This is a genomic window from Chitinilyticum piscinae (assembly GCF_015223195.1).
Lineage (GTDB): Bacteria > Pseudomonadota > Gammaproteobacteria > Burkholderiales > Chitinibacteraceae > Chitinilyticum > Chitinilyticum piscinae.
This window is the reverse complement of the sequence record NZ_JADFUA010000001.1, coordinates 178,150-201,096: the sequence shown is the minus strand read 5'-3', so window position 1 is coordinate 201,096 and position 22,947 is coordinate 178,150. Positions and strand designations below refer to the sequence as shown.

General features: G+C 56.3%; 23 protein-coding genes. 13 read left to right on the top strand and 10 right to left on the bottom strand.

The features are described from left to right. Positions 1-113 precede the first annotated feature (113 nt). Complete coding sequence (locus INR99_RS00910) at positions 114-1,595, top strand: hypothetical protein (RefSeq protein WP_228098017.1); 1,482 nt, start codon at positions 114-116, stop codon at positions 1,593-1,595. Between the two features lie 156 nt (positions 1,596-1,751). Here the strand turns inward: INR99_RS00910 and INR99_RS00905 are convergent, their stop codons facing one another. Genes INR99_RS00905 through INR99_RS00890 form a run of 4 tightly spaced genes read right to left on the bottom strand, consistent with a single transcriptional unit; the run spans position 1,752 to position 6,914 of the window. Continuing rightward, positions 1,752-3,215, bottom strand: coding sequence for an NAD(P)H-hydrate dehydratase (locus tag INR99_RS00905; RefSeq protein ID WP_194114406.1), 1,464 nt, complete (start codon positions 3,213-3,215; stop codon positions 1,752-1,754). Next, positions 3,212-3,955 carry a flagellar brake protein gene (locus INR99_RS00900; protein WP_194114405.1) on the bottom strand — a complete coding sequence of 248 codons (744 nt, stop codon included), beginning with the start codon at positions 3,953-3,955 and terminating at the stop codon, positions 3,212-3,214. The genes INR99_RS00905 and INR99_RS00900 overlap by 4 nt, the downstream gene beginning before the upstream one ends. Positions 3,956-3,957: 2 nt before the next feature. After that, positions 3,958-4,581 carry a hypothetical protein gene (locus INR99_RS00895; protein ID WP_194114404.1) on the bottom strand — a complete coding sequence of 208 codons (624 nt, stop codon included), beginning with the start codon at positions 4,579-4,581 and terminating at the stop codon, positions 3,958-3,960. 17 nt (positions 4,582-4,598) lie between these two features. Beyond that, positions 4,599-6,914 (bottom strand): penicillin-binding protein 1A, encoded by a 2,316-nt coding sequence (locus INR99_RS00890; protein WP_194114403.1) that lies wholly within the window; start codon positions 6,912-6,914, stop codon positions 4,599-4,601. 159 nt (positions 6,915-7,073) lie between these two features. Between INR99_RS00890 and pilM (INR99_RS17645) the strand changes: the two genes are divergently transcribed. The 8 genes from pilM (INR99_RS17645) (at position 7,074) to aroB (ending at position 13,626) form a co-directional block, all read left to right on the top strand. Continuing rightward, the gene (gene pilM, locus INR99_RS17645) at positions 7,074-7,736 is read left to right on the top strand and encodes a type IV pilus assembly protein PilM (protein WP_265588292.1); all 663 of its coding nucleotides are present in this window, start codon (positions 7,074-7,076) and stop codon (positions 7,734-7,736) included. After that, on the top strand, positions 7,696-8,148 hold the full coding sequence (pilM, locus tag INR99_RS17640) for a type IV pilus assembly protein PilM (RefSeq protein WP_265588291.1): 453 nt from the start codon (positions 7,696-7,698) through the stop codon (positions 8,146-8,148). The genes pilM (INR99_RS17645) and pilM (INR99_RS17640) overlap by 41 nt, the downstream gene beginning before the upstream one ends. Beyond that, positions 8,145-8,741, top strand: coding sequence for a PilN domain-containing protein (locus INR99_RS00880; RefSeq protein ID WP_194114402.1), 597 nt, complete (start codon positions 8,145-8,147; stop codon positions 8,739-8,741). Before pilM (INR99_RS17640) ends, INR99_RS00880 begins: the two co-directional genes overlap by 4 nt. After that, positions 8,738-9,376 (top strand): type IV pilus inner membrane component PilO, encoded by a 639-nt coding sequence (locus INR99_RS00875; protein WP_194114401.1) that lies wholly within the window; start codon positions 8,738-8,740, stop codon positions 9,374-9,376. The genes INR99_RS00880 and INR99_RS00875 overlap by 4 nt, the downstream gene beginning before the upstream one ends. 9 nt (positions 9,377-9,385) lie before the next feature. Beyond that, positions 9,386-9,916 carry a pilus assembly protein PilP gene (locus INR99_RS00870; RefSeq protein WP_228098016.1) on the top strand — a complete coding sequence of 177 codons (531 nt, stop codon included), beginning with the start codon at positions 9,386-9,388 and terminating at the stop codon, positions 9,914-9,916. Then, entirely contained in the window at positions 9,913-11,973 is a 2,061-nt protein-coding gene (locus INR99_RS00865) for a type IV pilus secretin PilQ (protein WP_194114400.1), read from the top strand. Before INR99_RS00870 ends, INR99_RS00865 begins: the two co-directional genes overlap by 4 nt. Positions 11,974-12,035: 62 nt before the next feature. After that, positions 12,036-12,560 (top strand): shikimate kinase, encoded by a 525-nt coding sequence (locus INR99_RS00860; protein ID WP_228098015.1) that lies wholly within the window; start codon positions 12,036-12,038, stop codon positions 12,558-12,560. Then, the gene (gene aroB / locus INR99_RS00855) at positions 12,541-13,626 is read left to right on the top strand and encodes a 3-dehydroquinate synthase (protein WP_194114399.1); all 1,086 of its coding nucleotides are present in this window, start codon (positions 12,541-12,543) and stop codon (positions 13,624-13,626) included. Before INR99_RS00860 ends, aroB begins: the two co-directional genes overlap by 20 nt. Here the strand turns inward: aroB and INR99_RS00850 are convergent. Continuing rightward, positions 13,623-14,891, bottom strand: coding sequence for a YihY family inner membrane protein (locus INR99_RS00850; RefSeq protein WP_194114398.1), 1,269 nt, complete (start codon positions 14,889-14,891; stop codon positions 13,623-13,625). The two genes, aroB and INR99_RS00850, sit on opposite strands and share 4 nt — an antisense overlap. 107 nt (positions 14,892-14,998) lie before the next feature. Between INR99_RS00850 and wrbA the strand changes: the two genes are divergently transcribed. Continuing rightward, on the top strand, positions 14,999-15,598 hold the full coding sequence (gene wrbA, locus INR99_RS00845; protein ID WP_194114397.1) for an NAD(P)H:quinone oxidoreductase: 600 nt from the start codon (positions 14,999-15,001) through the stop codon (positions 15,596-15,598). Further along, positions 15,598-15,960: a DUF2069 domain-containing protein gene (locus INR99_RS00840; RefSeq protein WP_194114396.1), complete on the top strand. Its 363-nt coding sequence runs from the start codon at positions 15,598-15,600 to the stop codon at positions 15,958-15,960. Before wrbA ends, INR99_RS00840 begins: the two co-directional genes overlap by 1 nt. Positions 15,961-16,186: 226 nt before the next feature. Here the strand turns inward: INR99_RS00840 and INR99_RS00835 are convergent, their stop codons facing one another. Next, positions 16,187-18,004, bottom strand: a complete 1,818-nt coding sequence (locus INR99_RS00835; RefSeq protein ID WP_194114395.1) for a 2-isopropylmalate synthase — start codon at positions 18,002-18,004, stop codon at positions 16,187-16,189. Between the two features lie 137 nt (positions 18,005-18,141). Next, positions 18,142-18,927 (bottom strand): CDP-diacylglycerol--serine O-phosphatidyltransferase, encoded by a 786-nt coding sequence (gene pssA / locus INR99_RS00830; protein ID WP_194114394.1) that lies wholly within the window; start codon positions 18,925-18,927, stop codon positions 18,142-18,144. A 133-nt stretch (positions 18,928-19,060) separates the two neighbouring features. On the opposite strand from pssA, the gene asd reads away from it, so the two are divergent. Continuing rightward, on the top strand, positions 19,061-19,903 hold the full coding sequence (gene asd, locus INR99_RS00825; protein ID WP_194114393.1) for an archaetidylserine decarboxylase: 843 nt from the start codon (positions 19,061-19,063) through the stop codon (positions 19,901-19,903). Between the two features lie 150 nt (positions 19,904-20,053). Here the strand turns inward: asd and INR99_RS00820 are convergent, their stop codons facing one another. Next, entirely contained in the window at positions 20,054-20,341 is a 288-nt protein-coding gene (locus INR99_RS00820; RefSeq protein ID WP_194114392.1) for a hypothetical protein, read from the bottom strand. 424 nt (positions 20,342-20,765) lie between these two features. Between INR99_RS00820 and INR99_RS00815 the strand changes: the two genes are divergently transcribed. Further along, entirely contained in the window at positions 20,766-21,239 is a 474-nt protein-coding gene (locus INR99_RS00815) for a GNAT family N-acetyltransferase (protein ID WP_194114391.1), read from the top strand. Positions 21,240-21,328: 89 nt separating this feature from the next. On the opposite strand, the gene INR99_RS00810 is transcribed toward INR99_RS00815, so the two are convergent. Both INR99_RS00810 and INR99_RS00805 read right to left on the bottom strand, forming a co-directional pair. Next, positions 21,329-21,640 carry a hypothetical protein gene (locus INR99_RS00810; RefSeq protein WP_194114390.1) on the bottom strand — a complete coding sequence of 104 codons (312 nt, stop codon included), beginning with the start codon at positions 21,638-21,640 and terminating at the stop codon, positions 21,329-21,331. 232 nt (positions 21,641-21,872) lie between these two features. After that, on the bottom strand, positions 21,873-22,919 hold the full coding sequence (locus INR99_RS00805; RefSeq protein WP_194114389.1) for a PhoH family protein: 1,047 nt from the start codon (positions 22,917-22,919) through the stop codon (positions 21,873-21,875). Between the last annotated feature and the right edge of the window lie 28 nt (positions 22,920-22,947).

Below are 22,947 nucleotides of genomic sequence, written 5' to 3'. Positions count from 1 at the left end.
CTTGCAATCTATGTGCGAGTGCTTCCGGTTTGGCTTGCCGGACTGAACTTTGCCAACAGGTCAAGTGATGGTCAGTGCTGCGCAAGATGTTCGGCGGCGAATATACTCCGCGCATGAAACCCGCACTCCGCCGCCTTGCTCCCTTGCTGTTTGCTGCAGCACTTCTGCCCGCTTTTGCCGAGACCACGCCGTCCCCGGACGAGTACGCGCCAAACAGTGCCTCGGTACAATTTGCCGTGGCCCATCAGCGCTGCCTGCGTGAAGGCGGGGACATGATGAGCTGCACGCAGAAGCTCATGCCGCTGCTGGAACAGGCGGAGCGGGAGATGCGCAATCTGGACAGGCAGAGTGCGCTGCTGGAAAGCGCGCGCCGCGAGCAGGGCTCGCTGCGCTACAAGGCACGTGACGAGCTGTTTGTGCTGCGCTATCTGGACTGCGCCGCCCAGGGGCGCACGGCACAGTGCATGATGCGCACTCTGGGCTGGATGCGGCAACAGGGTGTGCCCTATGACGAGGTCGTGATGGACGCCCCGACGACGGCGGGACAGCATGTCGATGCGCTGCAGTTCCACGCCAGACTGGTCATGCTGGACGAATGCGTGCGGGCCGGGGTGAAAGACTGCGCCCAGCAGTTTCATGCCGAGCTGGGCAAGCTGCGCCGTGCCTCCTTGCTGAAGAACGCGCAATTGTCCGGGCCAAAGCAGCTGGAGCTGGGAAGGGGGCTGACCTTCTCGCTGCAGGCCGGAGAGGCATGGCTGTCACCGCAAGAACTGGCGCGGCTGAACGCGCTGGTGCAGGCATCCGATGACCCCCGGCCCTTGCTGTACCCGACCCTGGGGCCGCTGCACCAGCCGGTCGCCGGCTATCTGACGCTGCCGGATATTCCGGCGCCGGTTGCGGTGATGGTGCTGCCTGGCCATGTGGACATTGATCGCTGGCTGAATCCGTCGGCCATGCTGGATGAAGTCCAGCGCCGGCTGCCGCAAGGCAGCGTCGCGCGTTGGCGGGTCGAGCCGCAGCGGAGCAGTTTGCCGCAGCGCCTGGAGAGTGCCTATGAGATGCAGTCCGCCGAAGGCAGTGGTCCTGCGGTAATGAGCTACCAGGTACTGCTGCCAGGCCGGCAGAGCACGATCCAGCTGCAGGTGCTGCAACAGGGTAATCGTGACGAAAGCTGGTTCCGCGAGAATCGTCGCGCGCTGGATGGGCTGGTCGCCCGCCCGCAGTTCCCGCCCGGCCAGCGTGCCGACGATGTCCTTGAAACCGATCCGCGACACCCCCAGCCGCTGGAGTCGCTGATCCTCGGTCTGGATATTCCGCCGGATTCGCCCTTGCTGAAACACGGTGGCCTGCTGTCGTGGCTGTCCTGGCGCAGCCTGGGCAGCAACTTCATGCTGCAGGCCGGGTTGCTGGCGATGGTCATCGTGCCCATGCTGCTGGTCGGCTATCGGCGCTCACGCACGAAACCCTCTCGCAAACCGCGCCGCGCGCCGGCGCATCCCGCCGGAGGTTCGCCGACGGCATCGGTCGCTGTCCCGGCTCATGAGCCCCCTCCCGCCCGGCCGCAGGCCCGGCGCAAGCGCAAGAAGAAAAACTAGCACTCACTGCAGAGCCACTGGGGCCAAGAGGTGCTGGTTGGTCGTAGGATGCCTGACCAGAACTATGGCTTGAATTAACGCTTGGAATTCTAGAGGGATGGTGCATCAGTGGGGCTCGCCAGCGAGCAGCCGCTATGTCTATCGGCGTATGAAATGCTATCGATTATTAAGAATCTTGCGAAAGATAGGTAAAATTTCTTGACTGATTAGCCCTAGCCCCCGATTTTTTGCTTGCAGCCAAAGGTCGCCCGCTAATCCATGCACCATAACTCCGGAGAGTGCGCTTTCCAGCGGGCTAAGATGCTGCGCGAGCAATCCACCAATCAGGCCCGCAAGCAGATCCCCTTGTCCGGCACAACTGAGAGCCGCATTGCCGCTCTGATTGAGCCAGTAGCGTCCATCGGGTGCTGCGATGACAGTACCCGCGCCTTTCAGAATGCAGATGCTCTGGAAATGGCTGCTCAAGGTTCGGGCGGTACTGATGCGATCCATTTGCACTTCTGTTACGGTGCAATTGAGTAATCGTGCAGCTTCGCGGGGATGCGGGGTGAGAATGGTTGTTCCATTGGGGCGCTGCAGCAAAAATGTCTGCAGATCTGGGGACTCTGCAATCAAATTCAGTGCATCAGCATCCAGCAGAAGGGGGGTAGGCGACTGCCGCAGTACATCGGCTACTAGCCGTCGTGCCGCTTCCGATTGACCTAGCCCCGGGCCAAGGGTTTGAACCGTTACTTCAGGGCGGTAATGCCAGTCCAAACCGTTGCTCAGCATCAGTTCTGGATGCAATAGGTCGACGGTCGGTGCGTGGGGGGCGAGAAAGTGTGCCCGGATTTTTCCTGCTCCAGCGTAAAGAGCTGCTCGTGCGGCGAGCAGGGGCGCTCCGACCATGCCCTTGTCACCGCCGATGACTTCCACGCAGCCAAAGCTGCCTTTATGGGTGTCATGTTTGCGCTGCAAACGCTCCAGAAAGGGGGTGATTGAATGAGGGCTTAGTAAATGTCCTGCGTTGGCCTCATCCGAAACGGTGATGCCGAGATCAAAAAGCGTAATTGTGCCGCAGTAATCTTTAGCCTTGCCGGTATGTAGCCCAGGTTTCTCGGCCAGAAAGGTCAGCGTGTGTGTGGCTGCGATCGTAGCGGGATCTACCGCACCGGTATCGGGATTGACTCCACTGGGGAGATCCAGCGCAATCACGGGGCAACCCAGCGCAGCGGCCAGTCGGAGACAGGATTGTGCATGAGGATCGAGCGGACGGCGCAAGCCGAGCCCGAACACACCATCCACGACAAGATCTGCAGATTCTGGGAAATTGGATTCTGTAATGCGAGTCCCGGTATAAGCCTGCCATGCCTGCAAGGCTTCGCTCTGGTAATTGCTATCTGGGTATACCACCAGGAGCATTGTATCTATTTGCCTCTGGGCTAGTACATTGGCCAGTATGAGTGCATCGCCACCATTATTGCCGGGCCCGGCCAGAACGAGAATCTTCCGTGCGTGCGGGTAATGCTCGCTGATCCAGTTCGCTGCTTGCGTGCCTGCGCGCTGCATGAGGGGCACCCCATCCGCCAGTGCCGCCATTTCGATACTGCGGATGGCACGTGTATCGAGCAGTGGCTTCATCGTGATTGTTGTAAACGCTCACGCTCGATGCGCGTAATGTAACGCATGACCATGTTTTGTGCTCCTGCAGCCAACGACAGAAAGCTGCAACCGGTTCGCAATGTCGGAATCTGTTGGCGGAGCTGGTATTCGGCCACGCTCTGGATGGCGAGGTCCGCGACAAGCAGTCCGCAACCAGGGAGATTGATTTTGCAGCCTTGCAGGGTGAGGCCTTTGCGCAGTGTGAGTTCGGGTGCAAAGCCCAGTAAGCCGATCCCATTGACGCTGATGTCGGCAACCGCGAGTGCGACATCTTCATGCCCTGCGAGCGGCACTAGGCAAGTCAATGGTTCGCGCAGGGGGATGCGCTGGCGGTAGGCATCACGACGTTGCACATACATCAGGGATGTGGGCAGTGCGCAGCGCAATGCCGGTTTGCCGCCCTGAGTCGCAGTTTGGATCCCTTCTGCGGAGAACTGGCTATGGATATTTCCGGCATGTGCGACGACGATGGCACTGCCTGATTCCTCGAGACGTTTGCCAACTAACTTATCTGCCGGGATGTCGAGCCAGACTGATCGCTCGTCGCAATCCAGTATCGAGCTCAGTGCGAACTGGGTACTGTCAAGCGCGGTGTATAGCCCTACAAGTTCATGCCGATCAATCAGTTGCTGCAGGTGATGGCGAATCAATGCCGGTTCATCAATTACAAACGTGGCGTGATTATTGGGATTGATCGGACGCAGGGTCGAAGTACTCATGGTCAAGGCTCGGCAGTCGACAGGCTGGCTGGCTGCGCCTCAGCGTGTAGCAAGGCACGCAGGCCATTCAGGTTCAGGCGTTCGCGATCCGCTTTCGAGGCCGGGTTGCGTTCGGCGCTCGAAGGGAGCACCTGCAATCGCACGGGTGTGCCATCGAACCAGAACGCCAATGAAGGGTAATTCTCAAAGCGGCGTGGCCCAGAGGCCGGGATGATGTCGTAATCGATCTGCTGGTTCAGCAAGAATAATTCAACACTTTTGGGGTCATCCTGAAACAGTTGGAGGTTGATATTCGAGTGCGCCCCCGCGTGACCTGTCAGAACCGACCCGCACAGATAGGGCCGGTACTGCGCAAAGAAATGCAGGAGGTAAGCCGCTTTCTGCCGCAATTTGAGCAGCAGAGCCGCATGTTCCGGATCCAGCAGTTGCCGGTACTCGTCCAGCGCAGCAACGATTTCATCGTTGCTGGGCAGCAGGCTGCTATCGCCAAACCCCAATTGTCGCGCGGCCTTGCGCTTGGCTGTGGCAAGGTCGTGGATGTGCTCTTCCGCAACCAGTCGTGCCGCACGCTGGGCAATCTGCTGTCGTTGAAGCTGTCCTGCGCGTTCATTCGGATGACGGGACATGGTGGCTTACCCTAACCTCAGAAAAGTTGCTCCTTGATTTCTTCCATCTGCGGGTTGGAGATTTCCTCGCCACTACCGCCGCTATCCAGTCCCAACTCGGGGTTTGTACCAGGGAACTCGGTCAGGAAGTACTCGGTACGCTCCCCGCGAGTTGATGCAACCTGTCTGGCAATCACCCCATCAGGGACCGGATATTGATACTCTGGCGCATTTTGCAGCGCTTTGCCCATGAAGTTGATCCAGATTGGCAGGGCTGAGGCACCGCCGGTCTCCCCACTGCCCAGGCTGCGCGGCTGGTCGAAGCCGACCCATACGATGGCGACGAGTCCCGGTTGATAACCGGCAAACCATGCATCAAAGCTGTCATTGGTGGTTCCGGTCTTGCCGGCCAGATCGTGACGGCCAAGTACATTGGCTTTGGCTGCTGTGCCAAACCGGACAACGTCGCCCATCATGCTGGTCATGATAAAGGCGTTGCGCGCATCCAGAGTGCGCTTGGCATTCTTGCCAGCGACCTCCGGTTCCATTTGCGCAATCACCTTGCCTTTGCTGTCGGTGATGCGATCGACAAAATAGGAGTGTACGCGGTAGCCGGTGTTGGCAAAGACAGCGTAACCCTCGGCCATTTCCAGAGGAGTTACACTTCCTGCACCCAGCGCCATGGTCAGGTAGGCGGGGTGTCGCTTGGGGCTGAAACCGAAGCGGGTAATGTGCTCTTGGGCATACTCCGGGGTGATGGCTTGCAGAATGCGTATCGAGACCAGATTTTTCGAACGGGTCAGGGCATCGCGCACGGACATCGGCCCGCTGAATTTGCCATCGTAGTTTTTCGGCTCCCACCGCTGGCCACCCACAGCATCTGGGTCAATAACCAGCGGGGCATCGTTGATGATGGTTGCCGGGGTGACGCCTTTTTCCAGTGCAGCAGAATAGATGAAAGGCTTGAAGCTTGATCCGGGTTGCCGCCATGCTTGCGTAGCATGATTGAAGCTGCTGCGCGCAAAATCAAAGCCGCCGGAGAGGGCACGAATTGCCCCGTTTTGCGGGTCTAGAGCGACAATTGCACCTTCGACTTGTGGCAATTGTGTGATTATCCAGCCATTTTTTTCATTCCGAACCCGGATTACGGCCGCAGGACGGATCTTGCTGTTGGGGGAGGCTTTGTCGCTAAGCATGGGGCGCGCCAACTTGAGGGCGTCGCCTTTGAGGGAAATAATCTCGCCACCGCGCAGATAGGCCTTAACTTCCTGTGGTGAACTGCTGAGAACAACCGCTACACGGTAATCATCTGCGTCCTTGATTTCTGCGAGAGCTTCGTCCAATGCCTCTTGGCGGTCTGTTTCCAGTAGTGCGGGATCCAGAAATGCCTCTGCACCCCGATAACCATGTCGTGCATCGTAATCGGCAAGCCCCTTGCGCAGGGCGAGATAAGCCGCTTGTTGCTGTTCAGCGGAGATGGTAGTTATGACATTAAAGCCCTGGGTATATGCCGCATCCTTATAGCGTTCCACCATCATTTGGCGAACCATTTCAGCAATGTACTCTGCATGCACAGAATAATCTTGTGGACTGCGCTTGATGACTAGCTGCTCATTCTGGGCCAGGGCATAGTCCTGGTCTGTAATGAACTTGAGCTCGTGCATGCGACGAAGGACATACATTTGCCGCTGTTTTGCGCGAGCAGGATTGACAACCGGGTTGTAGCTTGAAGGGGCTTTGGGTAGACCGGCCAGCATGGCGAATTCTGCGATCGACAGCTGGCTCAGATCCTTGCCGTAGTAGATCTGCGCTGCCGAGGCAAAGCCATAGGCGCGCTGACCAAGGTATATTTGATTGATATACAGCTCGAGAATCTGATCCTTGCTCAGGTTGTGTTCTATCTTGAATGAAAGCAGGGCTTCATTGAATTTTCGGGTCAGGGTTTTTTCATTGGAAAGATAGAAGTTGCGGGCAACCTGCATGGTGATCGTGCTTGCGCCGGAGCGAGCTTGACCAGACACGACATTGCCCGCCATGGCCCGTAGCACCCCCAGATAGTCAACACCACCATGCTCATAGAAGCGTTCGTCTTCGGCAGCGAGTAGTGCTTTTTTCATCAAGTCAGGAACGCTTGCTATCGGGGTAAAGGCTCTTTTTTCTTCGCCAAATTCCCCGATTAGCTGATGGTCCGACGTGTAGATACGAAGAGGAATCTTAGGGCGGTAGTCGGTGAGTGCATACAGGGGCGGAAGCTTGGGGTAAGTAACCGCGACGGCGATGAAAAGTAGACCGGCGCCGAGAATCAGCAGCACCAGCAGGCAGGTGGTTAGGAAAAGCAGTGGTCGTTTGAGCATCGTATTCCGGAAAACCAGTCGGTTGAACTGCAGCAGGATACCAATGTACGGGATTCCAGTGCTGTTGCAAAATTAACTGCCCTTGTCTACCTTGCTTTACATAGGCTCAAGTGCGCTGTTAGCATTTTTTTGATACAGATTAGAAAAGGGGCTGCAAAGTTGATCCACGAATTCCTAAAGGCGAAGGCGCCGCCGCTTATCGGGGTGGACATCAGCTCGTCTGCTGTCAAAATGGTGGAGTTGAGCCAAGTAGGCAAAAACTTCAGTCTTGATCGCTACCACATTGAGCCTTTGCCGAAAGACGCTGTGGTTGATGGCAACATAACTAATCAAGATGCTGTCGCAGAAGCTGTGCGCAAGGCTTGGAAAATGCTTGGCAGCAAGGTGCGCAACGTGGCTGTAGCTCTGCCACCTGCGGCCGTGATTACCAAGAAAATTCTGGTTCCCGGGAAAATGACTGAGCGGGAACTGGAGATGCAGGTCGAGACGGAAGCAAACCAGTACATCCCCTTTTCGCTGGACGAAGTCAACTTGGACTTTCAGGTGCTGGGACCGTCAGCCGTACAGCCCGATGAGGATGAAGTCCTGATCGCCGCAGCAAAGAAAGACAAGGTCGATGAGAGGGTCACTGCCATCGAAATGGCTGGACTTAAGCCTTCAGTGCTGGATGTTGAGTCCTTTGCAGCTCAGTCGGCCTTTGAATTGATGAGCTCCCAGTTGCCGGGGGGGGGGCGAAGGGCAGGTTGTTGCGCTAGTGGATATCGGTGCTACCGCTATTCATATGAATGTCTTCAAGAATGGGCAATCGATCTACAGCCGTGACCAGGCCTATGCAGGCAACCAACTGACCCAGGAAATCCAGCGTAAATTCAATATGTCTTTCGAGGAGGCAGAGCAGGCCAAGCGCCAAGGTGGGCTGCCGGAAAATTACGAGCCGGATGTCCTGCAACCCTTCATGGATACGCTGGCTCTTGAGGTGTCTCGCTCGCTCCAATTCTTCTATACATCCAGTAACTTCAATTCTGTAGATCACATTCTGCTCGCAGGCGGTTGTAGTGTTATCCATGGATTGGATGAGGCAGTTTCTAGCCGCACCCAAGTTGCCAGCACGATGCGTGCCAATCCGTTCTTTAGCATGTCAACAGGCAAGGTACGTAGCAAGCAGGTGCAACTGGATGCCCCTTCTTTATTGATTGCGTGTGGGCTTGCGATGCGGAGGTTTGACCCAGCATGATTCGAATTAACTTATTGCCCCATCGTGAGCAAAAAAAGCTTGCAAAGCAGCGGCGTTTTATTGGAATGATGGTGTTTTCAGTCATTGCCGCTGGTGCTGTTGTATTGCTCGGGTTTTTGGTGCTTGCTGCACGACTTGACTCTCAGAATGCGCGAAATGACCTCCTCCGTGCAGAAAATCAGCGACTTGATCAGCAAATAGCTGAAATTGATAAGCTGAAAACTGAAAAACAGGCAATGCTGGTAAAGAAAAGCATTATTGAGCGATTGCAAAATAACCGCACTGAAGCTGTCCGGTTGATGGATCAACTTGCTCGACAAACACCGGATGGGATTTATCTCCGTGAAGTTAAGCAGTCAGGATCGAAGCTTGTGCTGTCTGGTATTACGCAGTCAAATGCCAGAGTTTCTTCGCTAATGCAAAACTTGACGGACTCGTTGCTTTTCGAGCAACCAGTGCTTGAGGTTGTTAAGGCTGGTACAGGTGTTGCGAGTAATCTTTCTGACTTTACTCTCTCAGTAGAAATTTCGCGGCCCAAGGTTGAGGTTGCCTCAGGTTCGGCAACCTTGGAGAAAGGGGGGGCTAAAAAATGACGTTAGATGAGTTGCGTGGACTGGATCCGAAGGATGTCGCGAATTGGCCTCTTGCTGTGCAGTTGGTTGCGCTGGCATTTGCTTTTATCCTAACGGTAGGAGCCGGCTACTATTTTGTATGGGGTGACCAAATAGCAGAAATTGATGCAAGCCGGCTCACTGAAGTACAGTTGAAGGAAGAGTTCATCAAGAAAAAATCGCAGGCAATAAATCTGGAGGCCTATAAAGCACAGCTGGATGAAATTCAGCGTACTTTTGGTGCGCTACTTAAGCAGTTGCCAAGTAAGGCGGACATGGAAAGCCTGTTGAAGGATATCAACCAGGCAGGGGTTGGCCGAGGCCTCAAATTTGTCCTGTTTAAGCCTGCTACTGAGATCAAGACCGCCGAGTTTGCGCAAATGCCGATTGATATTGAGTTAAATGGTTCGTTTCATGATTTAGCTGCATTTGTAAGTGATGTCTCTCAGTTGCCTCGTATTGTTACCATCTCTGACTTGATGTTGTTCTCCGGCAAGGACAAAGACTCCAGTTTGGTTTTGAAGGCGAAGGTTAATACTTATCGAGCGCTCGATGAGGCAGAATTGCAGAGTATTCGGCAGGCAGAGGCTGAATCCAAGAAGAAAAGTCGGCGGTAAGGAGGGGCTATGAGAGTGTTGAAATTCAGTCTATTGCTTTTGCCGATTCTATTTTTATCTGGCTGTTTTTTTGGCGGAGATGAGGATGATCTGCGTGCCTGGATGAAAGAACAAGAGGCAGGGATGCGGGGGAAAGTGGACCCTCTTCCTGAAGTAAAGCCGTACGAGCCATTTGTCTACGCCGCGTTTGACTTGGTGGAGCCATATAGCTTGAAGAAGATGGAGTTGGCTCGTCAAAAAGCCGGAGGTCCCAGGCCAGATCAAAATCGCCCCAAGGAGTATCTTGAGAACTTCGATCTAGAAAAGTTGCGGATGGTCGGGACGATGCAGAGAGGGCGGCTGATTCAGGCCTTGATCAAGACTCCTTCCGGCGAGTTGTACAGGGTAAGTCCCGGTAGTTTCATGGGGCAGAATTTTGGCCGAGTGACTAAGGTTTCAGAAACTGAGGTTACGTTGATCGAGTTGGTTGGTGATAGCAGCGGTGATTGGAAAGAGCAGACTACAACCCTGCCATTAGATGAAGCGGAGCAGAAAAAATGATCAGAACGATTAAATACCTTGGACTGCTTGTGCTATCTGCACTGAGTGTTGTGGTATATGCGGAACAATCAGCGCTAACGGCGGTGGATGTAACATCCGAATCAGCTGAGCGCCAAGTGGTCAAGCTCACGTTTTCTGGGCAGCCACCTGTTCCGACCAGTTTTGTGGTAAAGGCTCCCCCGCGCATTGCATTGGACTTTGCCAATGTTGCAAATCAGGCAGGCAAGAACGCAGTTCAAGTGAATGGCGCAGCTGTTCGCACGCTGAATATCGCGGAAGGCTCGGGGCGCACCCGTGTCGTGCTGAATCTTGCTAAGTCGGCTGGATATACGACAGAAACCCAGGGCAACACTGTGCTGGTGGTCGTAGATGCTGCAAGTGTCGAAGCTTCCTCTGGGACTTCTTCTAAGACAACAATATTCTCTGAAACAAAGGCAGTTGGTAAAAAGGAGTCAATCCAGAATATTGACTTCCGTCGCGGAGCAAATGGCGAGGGCAAAATTGTCGTGGATTTGTCCAGCCCAAATGTCGGGATCGATATTCGCCAGCAGGGCAAAAATCTTTTGGTGGATTTTTCCAAGGCCAGTCTTGCCAAGGCACTTGAGCGCCGTATGGATGTCACTGACTTTGGTACTCCGGTGCAAAAAGTCGATGCCTATGCTCAGGGCGATCAGGTGAAAATGGTCATCGAGCCAAAGGGGAATTGGGAATACTCCGCGTATCAGACTGAAAATCGCTTTGTAATTGAAGTTCGCGATGCTTCCGCAGATAAGGCAGCACTATCTAGCCAGAAGAATTACAAGGGCGAAAAACTGTCGCTGAATTTCCAGAACGTTGAAATTCGGACTGTGCTGCAGGTCATCGCTGAATTCACCGGGATGAACGTGATTACGAGCGACACGGTCAATGGTGCATTGACTCTGCGCTTGAAAGATGTGCCTTGGGATCAAGCGCTGGATATCATCCTGCAAGCCAAGGGCTTGGATATGCGTAAGTCTGGTAATGTGCTCTGGATTGCCCCGCGCGATGAGCTTGCCGCGAAGGAAAAGCAGGAGCTTGAAACCAAGAAGCAAATTTCTGAGCTTGAACCCACACGTACTGAATACTTCCGGCTGAAATATCACCGAGCCGAGGCTTTTGAGAAGATTCTGAAGGACGACAAGCAAAAACTGCTCTCGCCCCGTGGAAGCGCAGTGATCGATGAACGTACTAATACACTGATCATTCAGGATATTCCGACCAAGCTGGAGCAGATTCGTGACGTGGTGGAGAAGCTGGATATTCCGGTTCGCCAAGTCATGATTGAGGCGCGAATTGTCGAGGCTTCTGACGGCTTTGCGCGCAACTTGGGCGTCAAGTGGCATGGTATTGGTTGGAAGGGCGATGTTACAACCGGCGGTGGAATCACCACTAAGGATTATGACACTGTCAGTGGCGATAAGGCTAAGGGTCCAGCCATCGATGGTAGTAAACCACAAATCAATCTTGGAGCGGCTGGTTTGAATGACTTTGCGGCGGCCTCGTTGGGCTTCCTGATTAAGGGCTCTGATGGCATGCTGGCCTTGGAATTGTCCGCCATGGAAGCGGATGGGCTTGGGAAGGTCGTGTCTAGTCCTCGTGTGATGACTGCTGATGGCCAGGAAGCCAAGATTGAAGAAGGTCAGGAGGCTGCATTTACGGAGACCGCACCAAATGGCGCTACTACGACAACCTTCAAGAAGGCTGTGCTTTCCCTGAAAGTAAAACCGCAGATCACTCCAGATGGAAACGTGATCATGGATGTCAAAGTCAACAAGGACAATTTCGAGAATGTCCGTCTTGGCCTCCTGAATACCAAGCAAGTTGAAACGATTGTCCGAGTAGAGAATGGCGGAACAGTTGTTATCGGTGGGATTTACATCACTGAAGAAGCTAAGGATGTAACCAAGGTGCCTCTGCTTGGCGATATTCCTGGGGTGGGTAATCTCTTCAAGAATACGTCAACGTCTACCAAGAAGCGCGAGCTGCTGGTGTTCCTGACACCTAAGGTTATTGATGGTGCATTGACCCTGCGTTAACACACAAGCACTGCAGAAGCCTGCAGTGCTTGTCGCTTTCCGCTAAAATGCCTGGCATGAAAATGCCAGGCAATTTTTATTTGGTCGGCCTGATGGGGGCTGGCAAGACGACAGTAGGCAGGGCGCTGGCGCGAGCGACCGGCAAAACCTTTTATGATTCCGATCACGAGATCGAAGAACGCACCGGGGTCAAGATCCCGATCATCTTCGAAATCGAGGGCGAAGCGGGGTTTCGTCTGCGCGAAAAGGAGACGATTGCCGAGTTATGCACGAAGCAGGACATCGTGCTGGGTACCGGCGGTGGTGCGATCCTTGATCCGGCCAATCGTGCCGAGTTGCGCAAACACGGCTTCGTGATCTACCTGAATGCGTCCCCCGAGGAACTCTATCAGCGTACAGCCCACGACAAGAACCGCCCCCTGCTGCAGACAGCAGACCCACTGCAGCGTCTGCGCGAACTGCATGCAATACGTGACCCGCTTTATCGCGCGACCGCCGATCTGATTGTTGATACCAGCAAGCAGTCCGTACAGGGCATGCTCTCGCTGCTTTTGAAAGAACTTGAACATGCGCACCGTAAAAGTTGAAATCGATCACGCCCCCTATGACATTCTGATTGGCAAGGGGGCGCTGGGGCGTATTGCACAGATCAAGGCCTTGCTGCCGCAGCCCCGTGTGGCAATTGTCACCAATGCCACGGTCGCCCCCCTCTATCTTTCTGCGCTGCAAAGCCAGCTCGAGGAGGGAGGTGTCAATGTTCTTCCGATCATTCTTCCCGATGGTGAGCAATACAAAACCTGGGAAACACTCAATCTTATTTTTGATGCTTTGCTCACAGCCCGCTGTGAGCGCAAAACAACGCTGATTGCATTGGGTGGTGGCGTCATCGGAGACATGACTGGCTTTGCCGCTGCGGTGTATCAGCGCGGTGTGCCCTTCATCCAAATCCCGACCACATTGCTGGCACAGGTGGATTCCTCGGTTGGCGGCAAGACGGCGATCAATCATCCTCTGGGCAAGAACATGGTCGGTGCGTTCTACCAGCCCAAACTGGTGCTCGCCGATCTCGCTGCGCTTGATACCCTGCCTAAGCGTGAGTTTTCTGCCGGCATGGCTGAAGTCATCAAGTATGGCCTGATTGATGATCTGGAGTTCTTCGAGTGGCTGGAAGCCAATATCGATGGATTGATGGCTCGCGATGAGGCTGCCCTGGCGTATGCAATCGAACGCAGTTGCCAGAACAAGGCGCGCATCGTCGCTGCAGATGAAAAAGAAACCGGTCAGCGTGCACTACTTAATCTGGGGCATACCTTCGGTCATGCCATTGAGGCTGGTATGGGCTATGGCGTCTGGCTACATGGCGAAGCGGTTGCAGCTGGTATGGTTATGGCTGCGCATGCCGCCCGCATTCAAGGTGCATTGAGCGATTCGGAACTGGCCCGCATCGTTGGCCTCTTGCAGAAAGCGGGCCTGCCTGTTGTTGCCCCTGATCTCGGGGCTGATCGCTATCTTGAGCTAATGGCTCAAGACAAGAAGGTCGATGCGGGGCGAATCAAGTTTGTCCTGATCGAAAAGCTCGGTCAGTCCTACATTGGGGAATTGTCCGACGAGGTGGTTCGCGACGCGCTGGCAGCGGGTTGCCGGGCTCACTAATTCCCGCTGTGTTGTGACGCAGCCGTGTTTGACTGCATCTCGTCAGCCTTGCTGCTGAAAAGCTCCGGTCTCTGATCGAGGTAGGAGTGCAGCGAGCGCTGCAATGGGGCTGCACACTCCTGCAGGATAGACGACAGCACCGGCTCGCTCTCACTGGCAAGGCTGCTGCCGACCAGCTGGTAGACATCCTTCAGCTGGATGTGTTCAGGCGCGATGGCCAGCACCCATTCTCCGTCTTTGCCTTCCTCGACCCAGCCGCGTGGTGCCATCAGCTCAAGCAAGCCATGTGTTGCATCGATTCCTAGCTGTACCCTGCGGCGCAGCTGATCGATATGCAAAATTTCGCCGTGCCGGTGCGCCACTGCCAGCGCAGATAGAATGTGCATGGCCTGTTCGAATCGCGAGCCATGGTCCTGCCCCCAGCGCCAGCCTGCGCGGTGCCAGTAGGACAAGGAAGCCGTCAGTACCGCGCCGCCCAGAATGATCACCCAGCACACATACAGCCACATCAGAAAAATCGGGATGCTGGCAAAGGCCCCATACACCAGTTTGAATGAGCCGAACTGACGGATATACAGCCCGAAAAGCTGCTTCATCAGCTCCAGCAGTAGTCCGGTCACGACGCCGCCGATCACGGCATGACTGCGGGGCACGTAGCAATTCGGCACGGTGATATAGATGAGGGTAAGCGTGCCCCAGCCAAGGATCAGGGGTGCAATTTGCGCGATATTCAGCCAGCCGACATCCGCCTGCTTGCTGAGTGCGGAGGCCAGCGACAGGCTGATGCCAATCAACAGCGGTGCAAGTGTGAGTGTTGCCCAGTAGATCAGTGTGCGCGCCAGCAATTTGCGCGGTCGGCGGATGCCCCAGATCTCATTGAAGCTTTTCTCGATGGTAAAAATCAGCAGCAAGGCGGTAAACACCAGGCCGATCATCCCCATGGCAGTCAGCCGCTCGGCATTATCGGAAAACTGTCGCATGTATACGCCGATCAGTTTTCCCGAGGCATCCGGAACCAGATTGGTGAGCAGGAAGCTTTTGAACTTGCCGCTGTAGTCATTGAAGACCGGAAACGCGGAAAACAGTGTCAGGGCGATGGTGAATAGCGGCACGAAGGCCAGCAGCGTCGTATAAGTGAGGCTGCCGGCCGTCTGCAGGCAGCGATCATTGATCAGGCGCCGTCCGACAAAACGGGCGAAGCCGATCAGTCGCTGCCAGAACGCATAGTCCAGAGCTGAGGTGACGCTGTAAGGGGTGTCCGACATCGTGATTCGGTTCCGCAGGGCAATCCGCCTATAATAGCGCATCGCACAACACAGGGGCCGCTTCGCTTGCGTGTATGCCGCACGAAGACTTACTCCCCGGGTAACTCATGGCTGAAATTCTCGTACTGTATTACTCCACCCACGGCGCAACGCGCCAGATGGCGCAATTGATTGCGCGTGGTATCGAATCGGTTCCCGGTGCTAGCGCACGCCTGCGAACCGTGCCGCGCGTGTCCAGCGTTTGCGAGGCGACCGAGCCAGCGATTCCCGAGGCCGGAGCCCCCTATGTCGAGATCGCTGATCTGCAGGAGTGCTGCGGATTGGCACTGGGCAGCCCGACTCGCTACGGCAATATGGCTGCGCCTATGAAGTACTTCTGGGACAGCACCATCAGCGAATGGCTGAAGGGAACGCTGGTTGGCAAGCCGGCATGTGTCTTTACCAGCTCCGGCACGATGCACGGCGGCAATGAATCCACCTTGCTGACAATGATGCTGCCGTTGCTGCACCACGGCATGCTGATTCTTGGTACGCCGTACACCGAGAACGCGCTGCTTTCGACGCGCACCGGGGGAACGCCGTATGGCGTCAGCCATGTCGCCGGCACCGAGTCCAACTGGCCAATTTCCGAAGAGGAGAGGCTGCTTTGTCTGGCGCAGGGTAAGCGCCTTGCACAGGTGGCGCTGAAGCTGAGGGCGGAGGCATGATGGACTGGCGCAAGGCAGTTTTCTGGCAATGGTTTGCCGTGGCGACACTGTTGCTGCTGGTGGCGCTGTGTCTGGCCTGGGAGTTGTGGCTGGCGCCGCTGCGCCCCGGTGGGTCCTGGCTGGTACTGAAAGTGGCGCCGTTACTGCTGCCATTGCGCGGCATGCTTAATGGCCGGCGCTATACCTTCCAGTGGTTCAGCATGGCGGTGCTGTTGTGGTTTACCGAAGGCGTGATGCGTGCCTACGGCGATCACGGTGTGTCACAAATGCTCGCGCTGGCAGAAATCCTGCTGAGCGTGCTGCTTTTCATGGCGTGCAATCTCTACTCGCGACTGACTCGCCCCAGTTTGCTGGGTAAATAGGGTGCTATGTATTGCCGTGCAGGCCTTTTAGATAAGCGCCTACGGCTTTATACCTCGAATGCAAAAAGCCTCAGCCCGCCAATGTGCGGGCTGAGGCTTTTTGCTTTGGGTTTCCGCTTGGCATCACGGCTTGTGGCCAGCTGCGGCGGCTTGAAGGTCCGGGCCGGTAAGCCCGATCTTCGTCCGGCGGCGGGGTGGCGCTGCCGGATTCCCGATGACGCAATCCTTATACCGGCTGCGGGTGTACGCGCTCGGTATTGCTTTGCAGCTTGTTTAGTGCCGAGATATAGGCCTTCACGCTGGCGACAATGATGTCGGTGTCCGCGCCCTGGCCGTTCACGATGCGGCCATCCTTGGCCAGTCGCACGGTGACTTCGCCCTGGCTGTCGGTGCCCTGGGTGATGGCATTCACCGAATACAGCTGCAGTTCGGCACCGCTGTTGACCAGTGATTCAATCGCCTTGAACGAGGCATCGACCGTGCCATCGCCGTCGGCGTCGGCGCGGCGCTCACTGCCAGCTTCGGTGATGACCAGTGTGGCATGCGGAATTTCGCCAGTTTCGGAGGTCACCTTGAGCGATACCAGCTTGAAGTGCTCCTGCTCGATGCTGATCAGCTCGTCGGAAACCAGGGCGTGCAGGTCTTCGTCGAAGATTTCGCGCTTGCGGTCGGCCAGTTCCTTGAAACGGGCGAAGGCGGCGTTGAGTGCTTCCTCGCTGTCGAGCTGGATGCCGAGTTCGGCAAGCTTGGTCTTGAAAGCGTTGCGGCCCGAGAGCTTGCCCAGCGTGAGGCGGTTGGTATTCCAGCCCACCGATTCGGCGCTCATGATTTCGTAGGTTTCGCGGTGCTTGAGCACGCCATCCTGATGGATGCCGGATTCGTGGGCGAAGGCATTCGCGCCCACGATAGCCTTGTTCGGCTGCACCGGGTAACCGGTAATGGTCGAAACCAGCTTCGAGGTGGGCACGATCTGCGTGGTGTCGATGCGGGTTTCCACACCAAAGATATCCTTGCGGGTGCGGGTCGCCATCACGATTTCTTCCATCGCGGCGTTGCCGGCACGCTCACCCAGGCCATTGATCGTACACTCGACCTGGCGTGCACCACCAAGGACGGCGGCCAGCGAGTTGGCGACCGCCATGCCGAGGTCGTTATGGCAGTGTGCAGACCATGTTACCTTGTCGCCGCCCGGTGTCTTGGCGATCAGCTCGCGGAAGAAGGCTTCGGTTTTCTGCGGCACGGCGTAGCCGACGGTATCGGGAACATTCAGGGTTGTTGCGCCGGCTTCGATCACCGCGCCAAAAATGCGCGCGAGAAAGTCGATGTCCGAGCGCAGTGCATCCTCGGCCGAAAATTCGACATCGTCGGTGTATTCGCGGGCAAGCTTGACGGCCTTCACTGCCGCTTCAACGACCTGATCCGGCTCCATGCGCAATTTGTGCTGCATGTGGATCGGGCTGGTGGCAATGAAGGTGTGGATGCGGCCGCGCTTGGCCGGCTTGATGGCCTCGCCAGCGGCGCGCACGTCGCGCTCGTTGGCGCGCGCCAGCGAACAGACGGTGCTGTTTTCGATGATGCCAGCAATGGTATGGATCGCGTCGAAATCACCGGGGCTGGCCGCCGCAAAGCCGGCTTCGATTACGTCGACACCCAGTTTTTCCAGCTGACGGGCGATGCGGATTTTTTCTTCCTTGGTCATCGACGCGCCCGGCGATTGCTCGCCATCACGCAAGGTGGTGTCAAAAATAATCAAACGGTCGCTCATGGCGGCATCCTTGTGCGGTTGACTGGTTTGGCCGGCGGTAGCCGGGGTCTGGGTATCCGCGGGGCTCGCGAAATACTGCTCGATGGCGAAACGACGCCCCTGCTGTGCAGCCAGTTGTGCCAGCTGCGAGACTTTGGCAAGCGGCATGCTGCCGCGTTCGCGCCACTTGTAGACTGCGGCGCGGCTGACCGGATCATCGGGCCAGGCCGTGGTAAGCGCTTCGGCCAGGGCTCCTGGCCCGCCGAAATCATCAATTAGACGTTCGATGTCCAATTGCATGGGGTTTCTCCATCAGATGTTGAGTTCATCATTCTATATGTTCGACGTTGTGTCAAACAAAAAATACAAAAAGCCGGCGGGCGCCGGCTTTTTGGTGTGGGGCGGTTAGACTTTTGCGGCTAAAGTGGACAAAATGTCTAATTTGCGCTGTTTTCTGGTGAGGTGGCGCTGCTGCGTGGCTTGCGCAGAATCAGGCAGTATAGCCAGTAGACATAACCGGACAGACCATAGCCGATGAAGAACAGGAACAGCACCAGCGGAGGCTTGGATACCAGAATCAGCAGGCCGATCACGACCAGCAGCATCACGATGAAAGGCACCGTCTTGCGCATGTGCAGCTCCTTGAAGCTCCAGAAGCGCACGTTGCTCACCATCGACAGGCCGGCGAACAGCGTGAAGATCAGTGCCAGATACGGCAGCGCCGGCATCAGCGGTTCAAGGTCTTCGGCGTATTCGTGACTGATCCACACCAGGCCGGCGACCAGCGCCGCAGCGGATGGCGAGGGCAGGCCCTGGAACCAGCGCTTGTCGACAATGCCGATGTTGGTATTGAAGCGCGCCAGACGCAGTGCCGCAGCGGCGCAATAGATGAAGGCCACCATCCAGCCGATTTTGCCGAACTGGTGCAGCTGCCACACATACGCCACCAGCGCGGGGGCCACGCCGAAGCTCACCATGTCGGAAAGACTGTCGAATTCAGCGCCAAAGGCCGATTGCGTGTGCGTCATGCGCGCGACGCGCCCATCCATGCCATCGAGCACCATTGCGGCAAAGATCGCCACGGCAGCGAGGTCAAACTGGTGGTTCATCGCCGAGACAATGGCGTAGAAGCCGGCAAACAGTGCCGCGAGGGTAAACAGATTGGGGAGCAGATAAATGCTCTGGCGTTTCAGATCAAGCGGTCGCTTGGGGGAGGTTTGCATCATGGCCTCATGAAAAACGGGCGGCTCGCCGCCTACGGGGCATAGTGTACTCCGTGAACGCCGGTCTGCAAGCCGGCACGCCGTCAGCAGGTGCGTTACAATTGCGCCCTTTCCTGTTCCTGCGGAAACTGCCGTGTCCGATCGCCTGTTTGTTGCCTTGCAATACGTCATCCCCAAGCTCGCATTGACCCGGCTGATGGGCTGGCTGGCCGGCTGTCGCGCCGGTGGCCTCACCCACTGGGTGATCCGCCGCTTCATCGCCCGCTATAACGTCAACATGGCCGAAGCGGCCGAGCAGGACATCACCCGCTTTGCCAGCTTCAATGAGTTCTTCACCCGCGCGCTGAAAGACGGCGCGCGCCCGCTGGCTGCCGCCGCACAGGTCTGCCCGGTGGATGGTGCAATCAGCCAGTTCGGCGCGATCGAGCAAGACCAGATTTTCCAGGCCAAGGGCCACAGCTACTCGACCACCGCCTTGCTGGGCGGAGATGCGGAATTGGCGAAATCGTTCGAGAACGGCCACTTCGCCACCATTTACCTCAGCCCGCGCGATTACCACCGCATCCACATGCCGGCCACCGGTCGCTTGTTGCAGATGACCTATGTGCCGGGCGAGCTATTTTCCGTCAACCCCGCCACCGCGCGCGGCGTGCCTGGGCTGTTCGCGCGCAACGAGCGTGTCGTGTGCGTGTTCGAGGATGAAGCCGGCAAGCCCTTTGTGCTGGTGCTGGTGGGGGCAACGATTGTCGGCAGCATGGCGACGGTGTGGCAGGGCGTGGTCAACCCGCCGCGCCCGGGCACGATCTGGACGCGCGACTACCGCGACCAGCAGATCGTGCTCAAGCAGGGCGAGGAAATGGGCCGCTTTCTGCTTGGCTCCACTGTCGTGCTGCTCTACCCGCAGGGGGACTGGCAATGGAATCCGGCGTGGGTACCGGCTGCTTCTGTGCGGCTGGGTGAGGTGATGGCGGGGTGATCTGCTTCGCTTCTTGAAAATGATAAAGGCTGCTGGGTATGTGCTCGCAGCCTTTTATTTGAATGATTGCGCTTGCATACCTGTGTATTGCTTGCTGGGGCTCTTGCTGACATGCGTACGATTACGCTGTGCTAATCGTACCTACACGGGCTATTTTTTCGTCTCTTCGCACACAAGTATTCCGAGGTCCGCTTGTTTTTGACATTTATATCCACATTCGTAGGCTGCTTGGATTTTGGTCTCTAGCAATTCCGAACGCACCAAGCGAGCCCCTGTTTCTTGGCAAGATTCAAAACTGTTGAATTTCCCCGCATCGTAGTTGTGAGCCTCGGTGGCAGGAGGCATTTTTGCGACGTCGGGGTAGTAGAACAGAGTCCATTCATCTTTCTTTGAACAACTGACTAATCCTAAGGCAAGAACAAGAAGCAGGATTTTCATGTTTTATCTGCGGTTTTGATGAAAAGACGTCCATTGTGACGGAGCTTGGTTAAACCAGCGTAGGGACGATTAGCGCAGCGTAATCGTACGCATGTCAATCATCGCCGTGTACCGTTGCCGCCATATCGCTACAGCAATCTGCCTGATAAATCCCCACCCCCTTTGCCCGATGACGCGCGTAGTTTGGGCAGAATGAAATGAAGCCCAACATGATATCCGCCGCCGTTCTTGGCTTCGCATGCTCTGTCCTGCCAACGAGCTGATGGCAGATCAAAGCGCAAGGAGAGTCAACTTCAGCGATGGCTCGGCGCGTTATGCTTAACCCCCGTCACCCGCGACTCCGGAAGAGCGGGATAAACAGCGCGCCTGCTCAACGGGCAAAACCGACGGAGAAATAATGCTACCCGCCCTGCATTTTGAAAAAATGACCGAAGATCATGTCGACCCACTGACCCGGTTGATGACGCTGAGCTTCGATGCCGATGCCTTGCTGCATTGTGGGCAGGAAGAAGGGGGACCTCCGGGGTATAACGATGGCTCGTTTCTGCGCCAGTGGGGCCTGCATCCCGACGCAACGTCCTTTGCCGTGACGCTGGACGAGGAACTGGTCGGCGCACTGATTCTCTGGCGGCATCCCGATGGCAATCATGTTCTGGGCAATATGTTCGTCGCTCCGTCCCGGCAAGGTATGGGACTCGGGCGCGCGATGTGGCAATTCGTCGAAAACCGGTATCCGGATGCGTTAAGCTGGGCGACGGAAACCCCCGGCTTTGCATTACGGAATCATCACTTTTACCAGCATGTCTGCGGGTTCACACTGACCAGCATCGCGCATGCCGGCACCGCGGATGAATCCTGGTGTCTTCGAAAAAACTATAGCCCGCGTAGGTACGATTAGCGCAGCGTAATCGTACGCATGTCCATCATTGTCCAGTGGGTTCAACGAGTAAGCCCCCCCAGGCAGGACTGCTATTGCTGGCACCAAGGTCAACAGAGGTTGAAAAATACCGCGAATTCGCTGAGCCATTTGTGTCCATTATATTGATCGATAAGGACAAGGGCATGCAGTGATATGAAAATGATAAAAATAATGACAATTAATGCTGGAGGGCGGCGGCTAGAATAAAGCCTCGGTTTATGGAAGGCGATCAGCAAGGAAATATAAAACATGCTGGTGGCAAGCTGAAGCATGATATTGGGGGGTGAGCAATAGCCATCCATTGTGTAGCCAAAGAAAACGGCTACGCACAAAAAAAGCATCAAGGCAGGCAGAAGATAATTGCGTATGGATGGTGTCATTTCGGTGCAATCAATTGGTCGGGTTGTACGGTGTTTTTTAAATCGTCTTGATGCCTGTCATCTTGTCTGCGCTTGCGAATAGCGTTTGAGTGGTGGCGACGCGCCCATGGCCGCCGTACTCATGTTCCATTTGCTCCGGTTGGTTTATATTTCCCGGTATTGATTTGGCTGGCTGCAAGAGGAAATTAAAAGGGCATCGCTCTGCAGCCTTTTCATCCAAATTGGTTCAGCCTTATACCTTCGGGGGCTGGTTCCGTTCTGCCTCACGCTCGGCCTTGCGCTGGGCGCTGAGTTCTTCGCGCTCCTTGTGCTTCTTGTCGTAGGCGTCGACGATTTTCTGCACCAGCGGGTGGCGCACAACGTCTTCGCTGGTGAAGCGGTGCAGCATGATGCCGCGGATGTCCTGCAGCACTTCCTCGGCGTCGATCAGGCCGGATTTCATGTGCTTGGGCAGGTCGATCTGGGTCGGGTCGCCGGTGACGACGGCCTTGGAGCCGAAACCGATGCGGGTGAGGAACATCTTCATCTGTTCCGGCGTCGAGTTCTGCGATTCGTCGAGAATGACAAAGGAATGATTGAGCGTGCGCCCGCGCATGAAGGCGAGCGGGGCGATTTCGATCACGCCGCGCTCGAAGCAGCGCGTCACCTTGTCAAAGCCCATCAGGTCGTACAGCGCGTCGTACAGCGGGCGCAGATAGGGGTCGACTTTCTGCGCCAGATCGCCGGGCAGGAAGCCCAGCTTTTCGCCGGCCTCGACCGCCGGGCGTACCAGTACGATACGCTTTACGGTATCGCGCTCCAGCGCATCAACGGCGCAGGCTACGGCCAGATACGTCTTGCCTGTTCCTGCCGGCCCGATGCCAAACGTAATGTCGTGCTCCATGATGGCCTTGATGTAGGCATTCTGGCGCGGCGTGCGCCCGCGCAGATCCATGCGGCGGGTTTTCAGCTGCGGGGCGTCCGGGTCGGGCGGGCAGTCTTCCGGCGCGCGCGTCAGTTCGATGATGCCGAGCTGGATGTCGTCGATATCGAGCGGGTCGGCGGCGCAGTTGTAGAAATATTCCAGCGCATCCAGCGCCACACGGACCTGGCGGGTCTTGCCCTGCACCTTGAAGTGCGCGTCGCGGCGCGAGATGTTCACGTCCAGCGCGGTTTCGATCTGCTTGAGGTTCTCGTCGAGTACGCCGCACAGGTTGGCGAGGCGGGTGTTGTCGACGGGAAGGAAGGAAATGGTATCGGTCTGCACGAGGCGTATCCGGTGTAGCTGGGATGGCCTCATTGTCGCAGATATTCGGCTGGGCGCACCA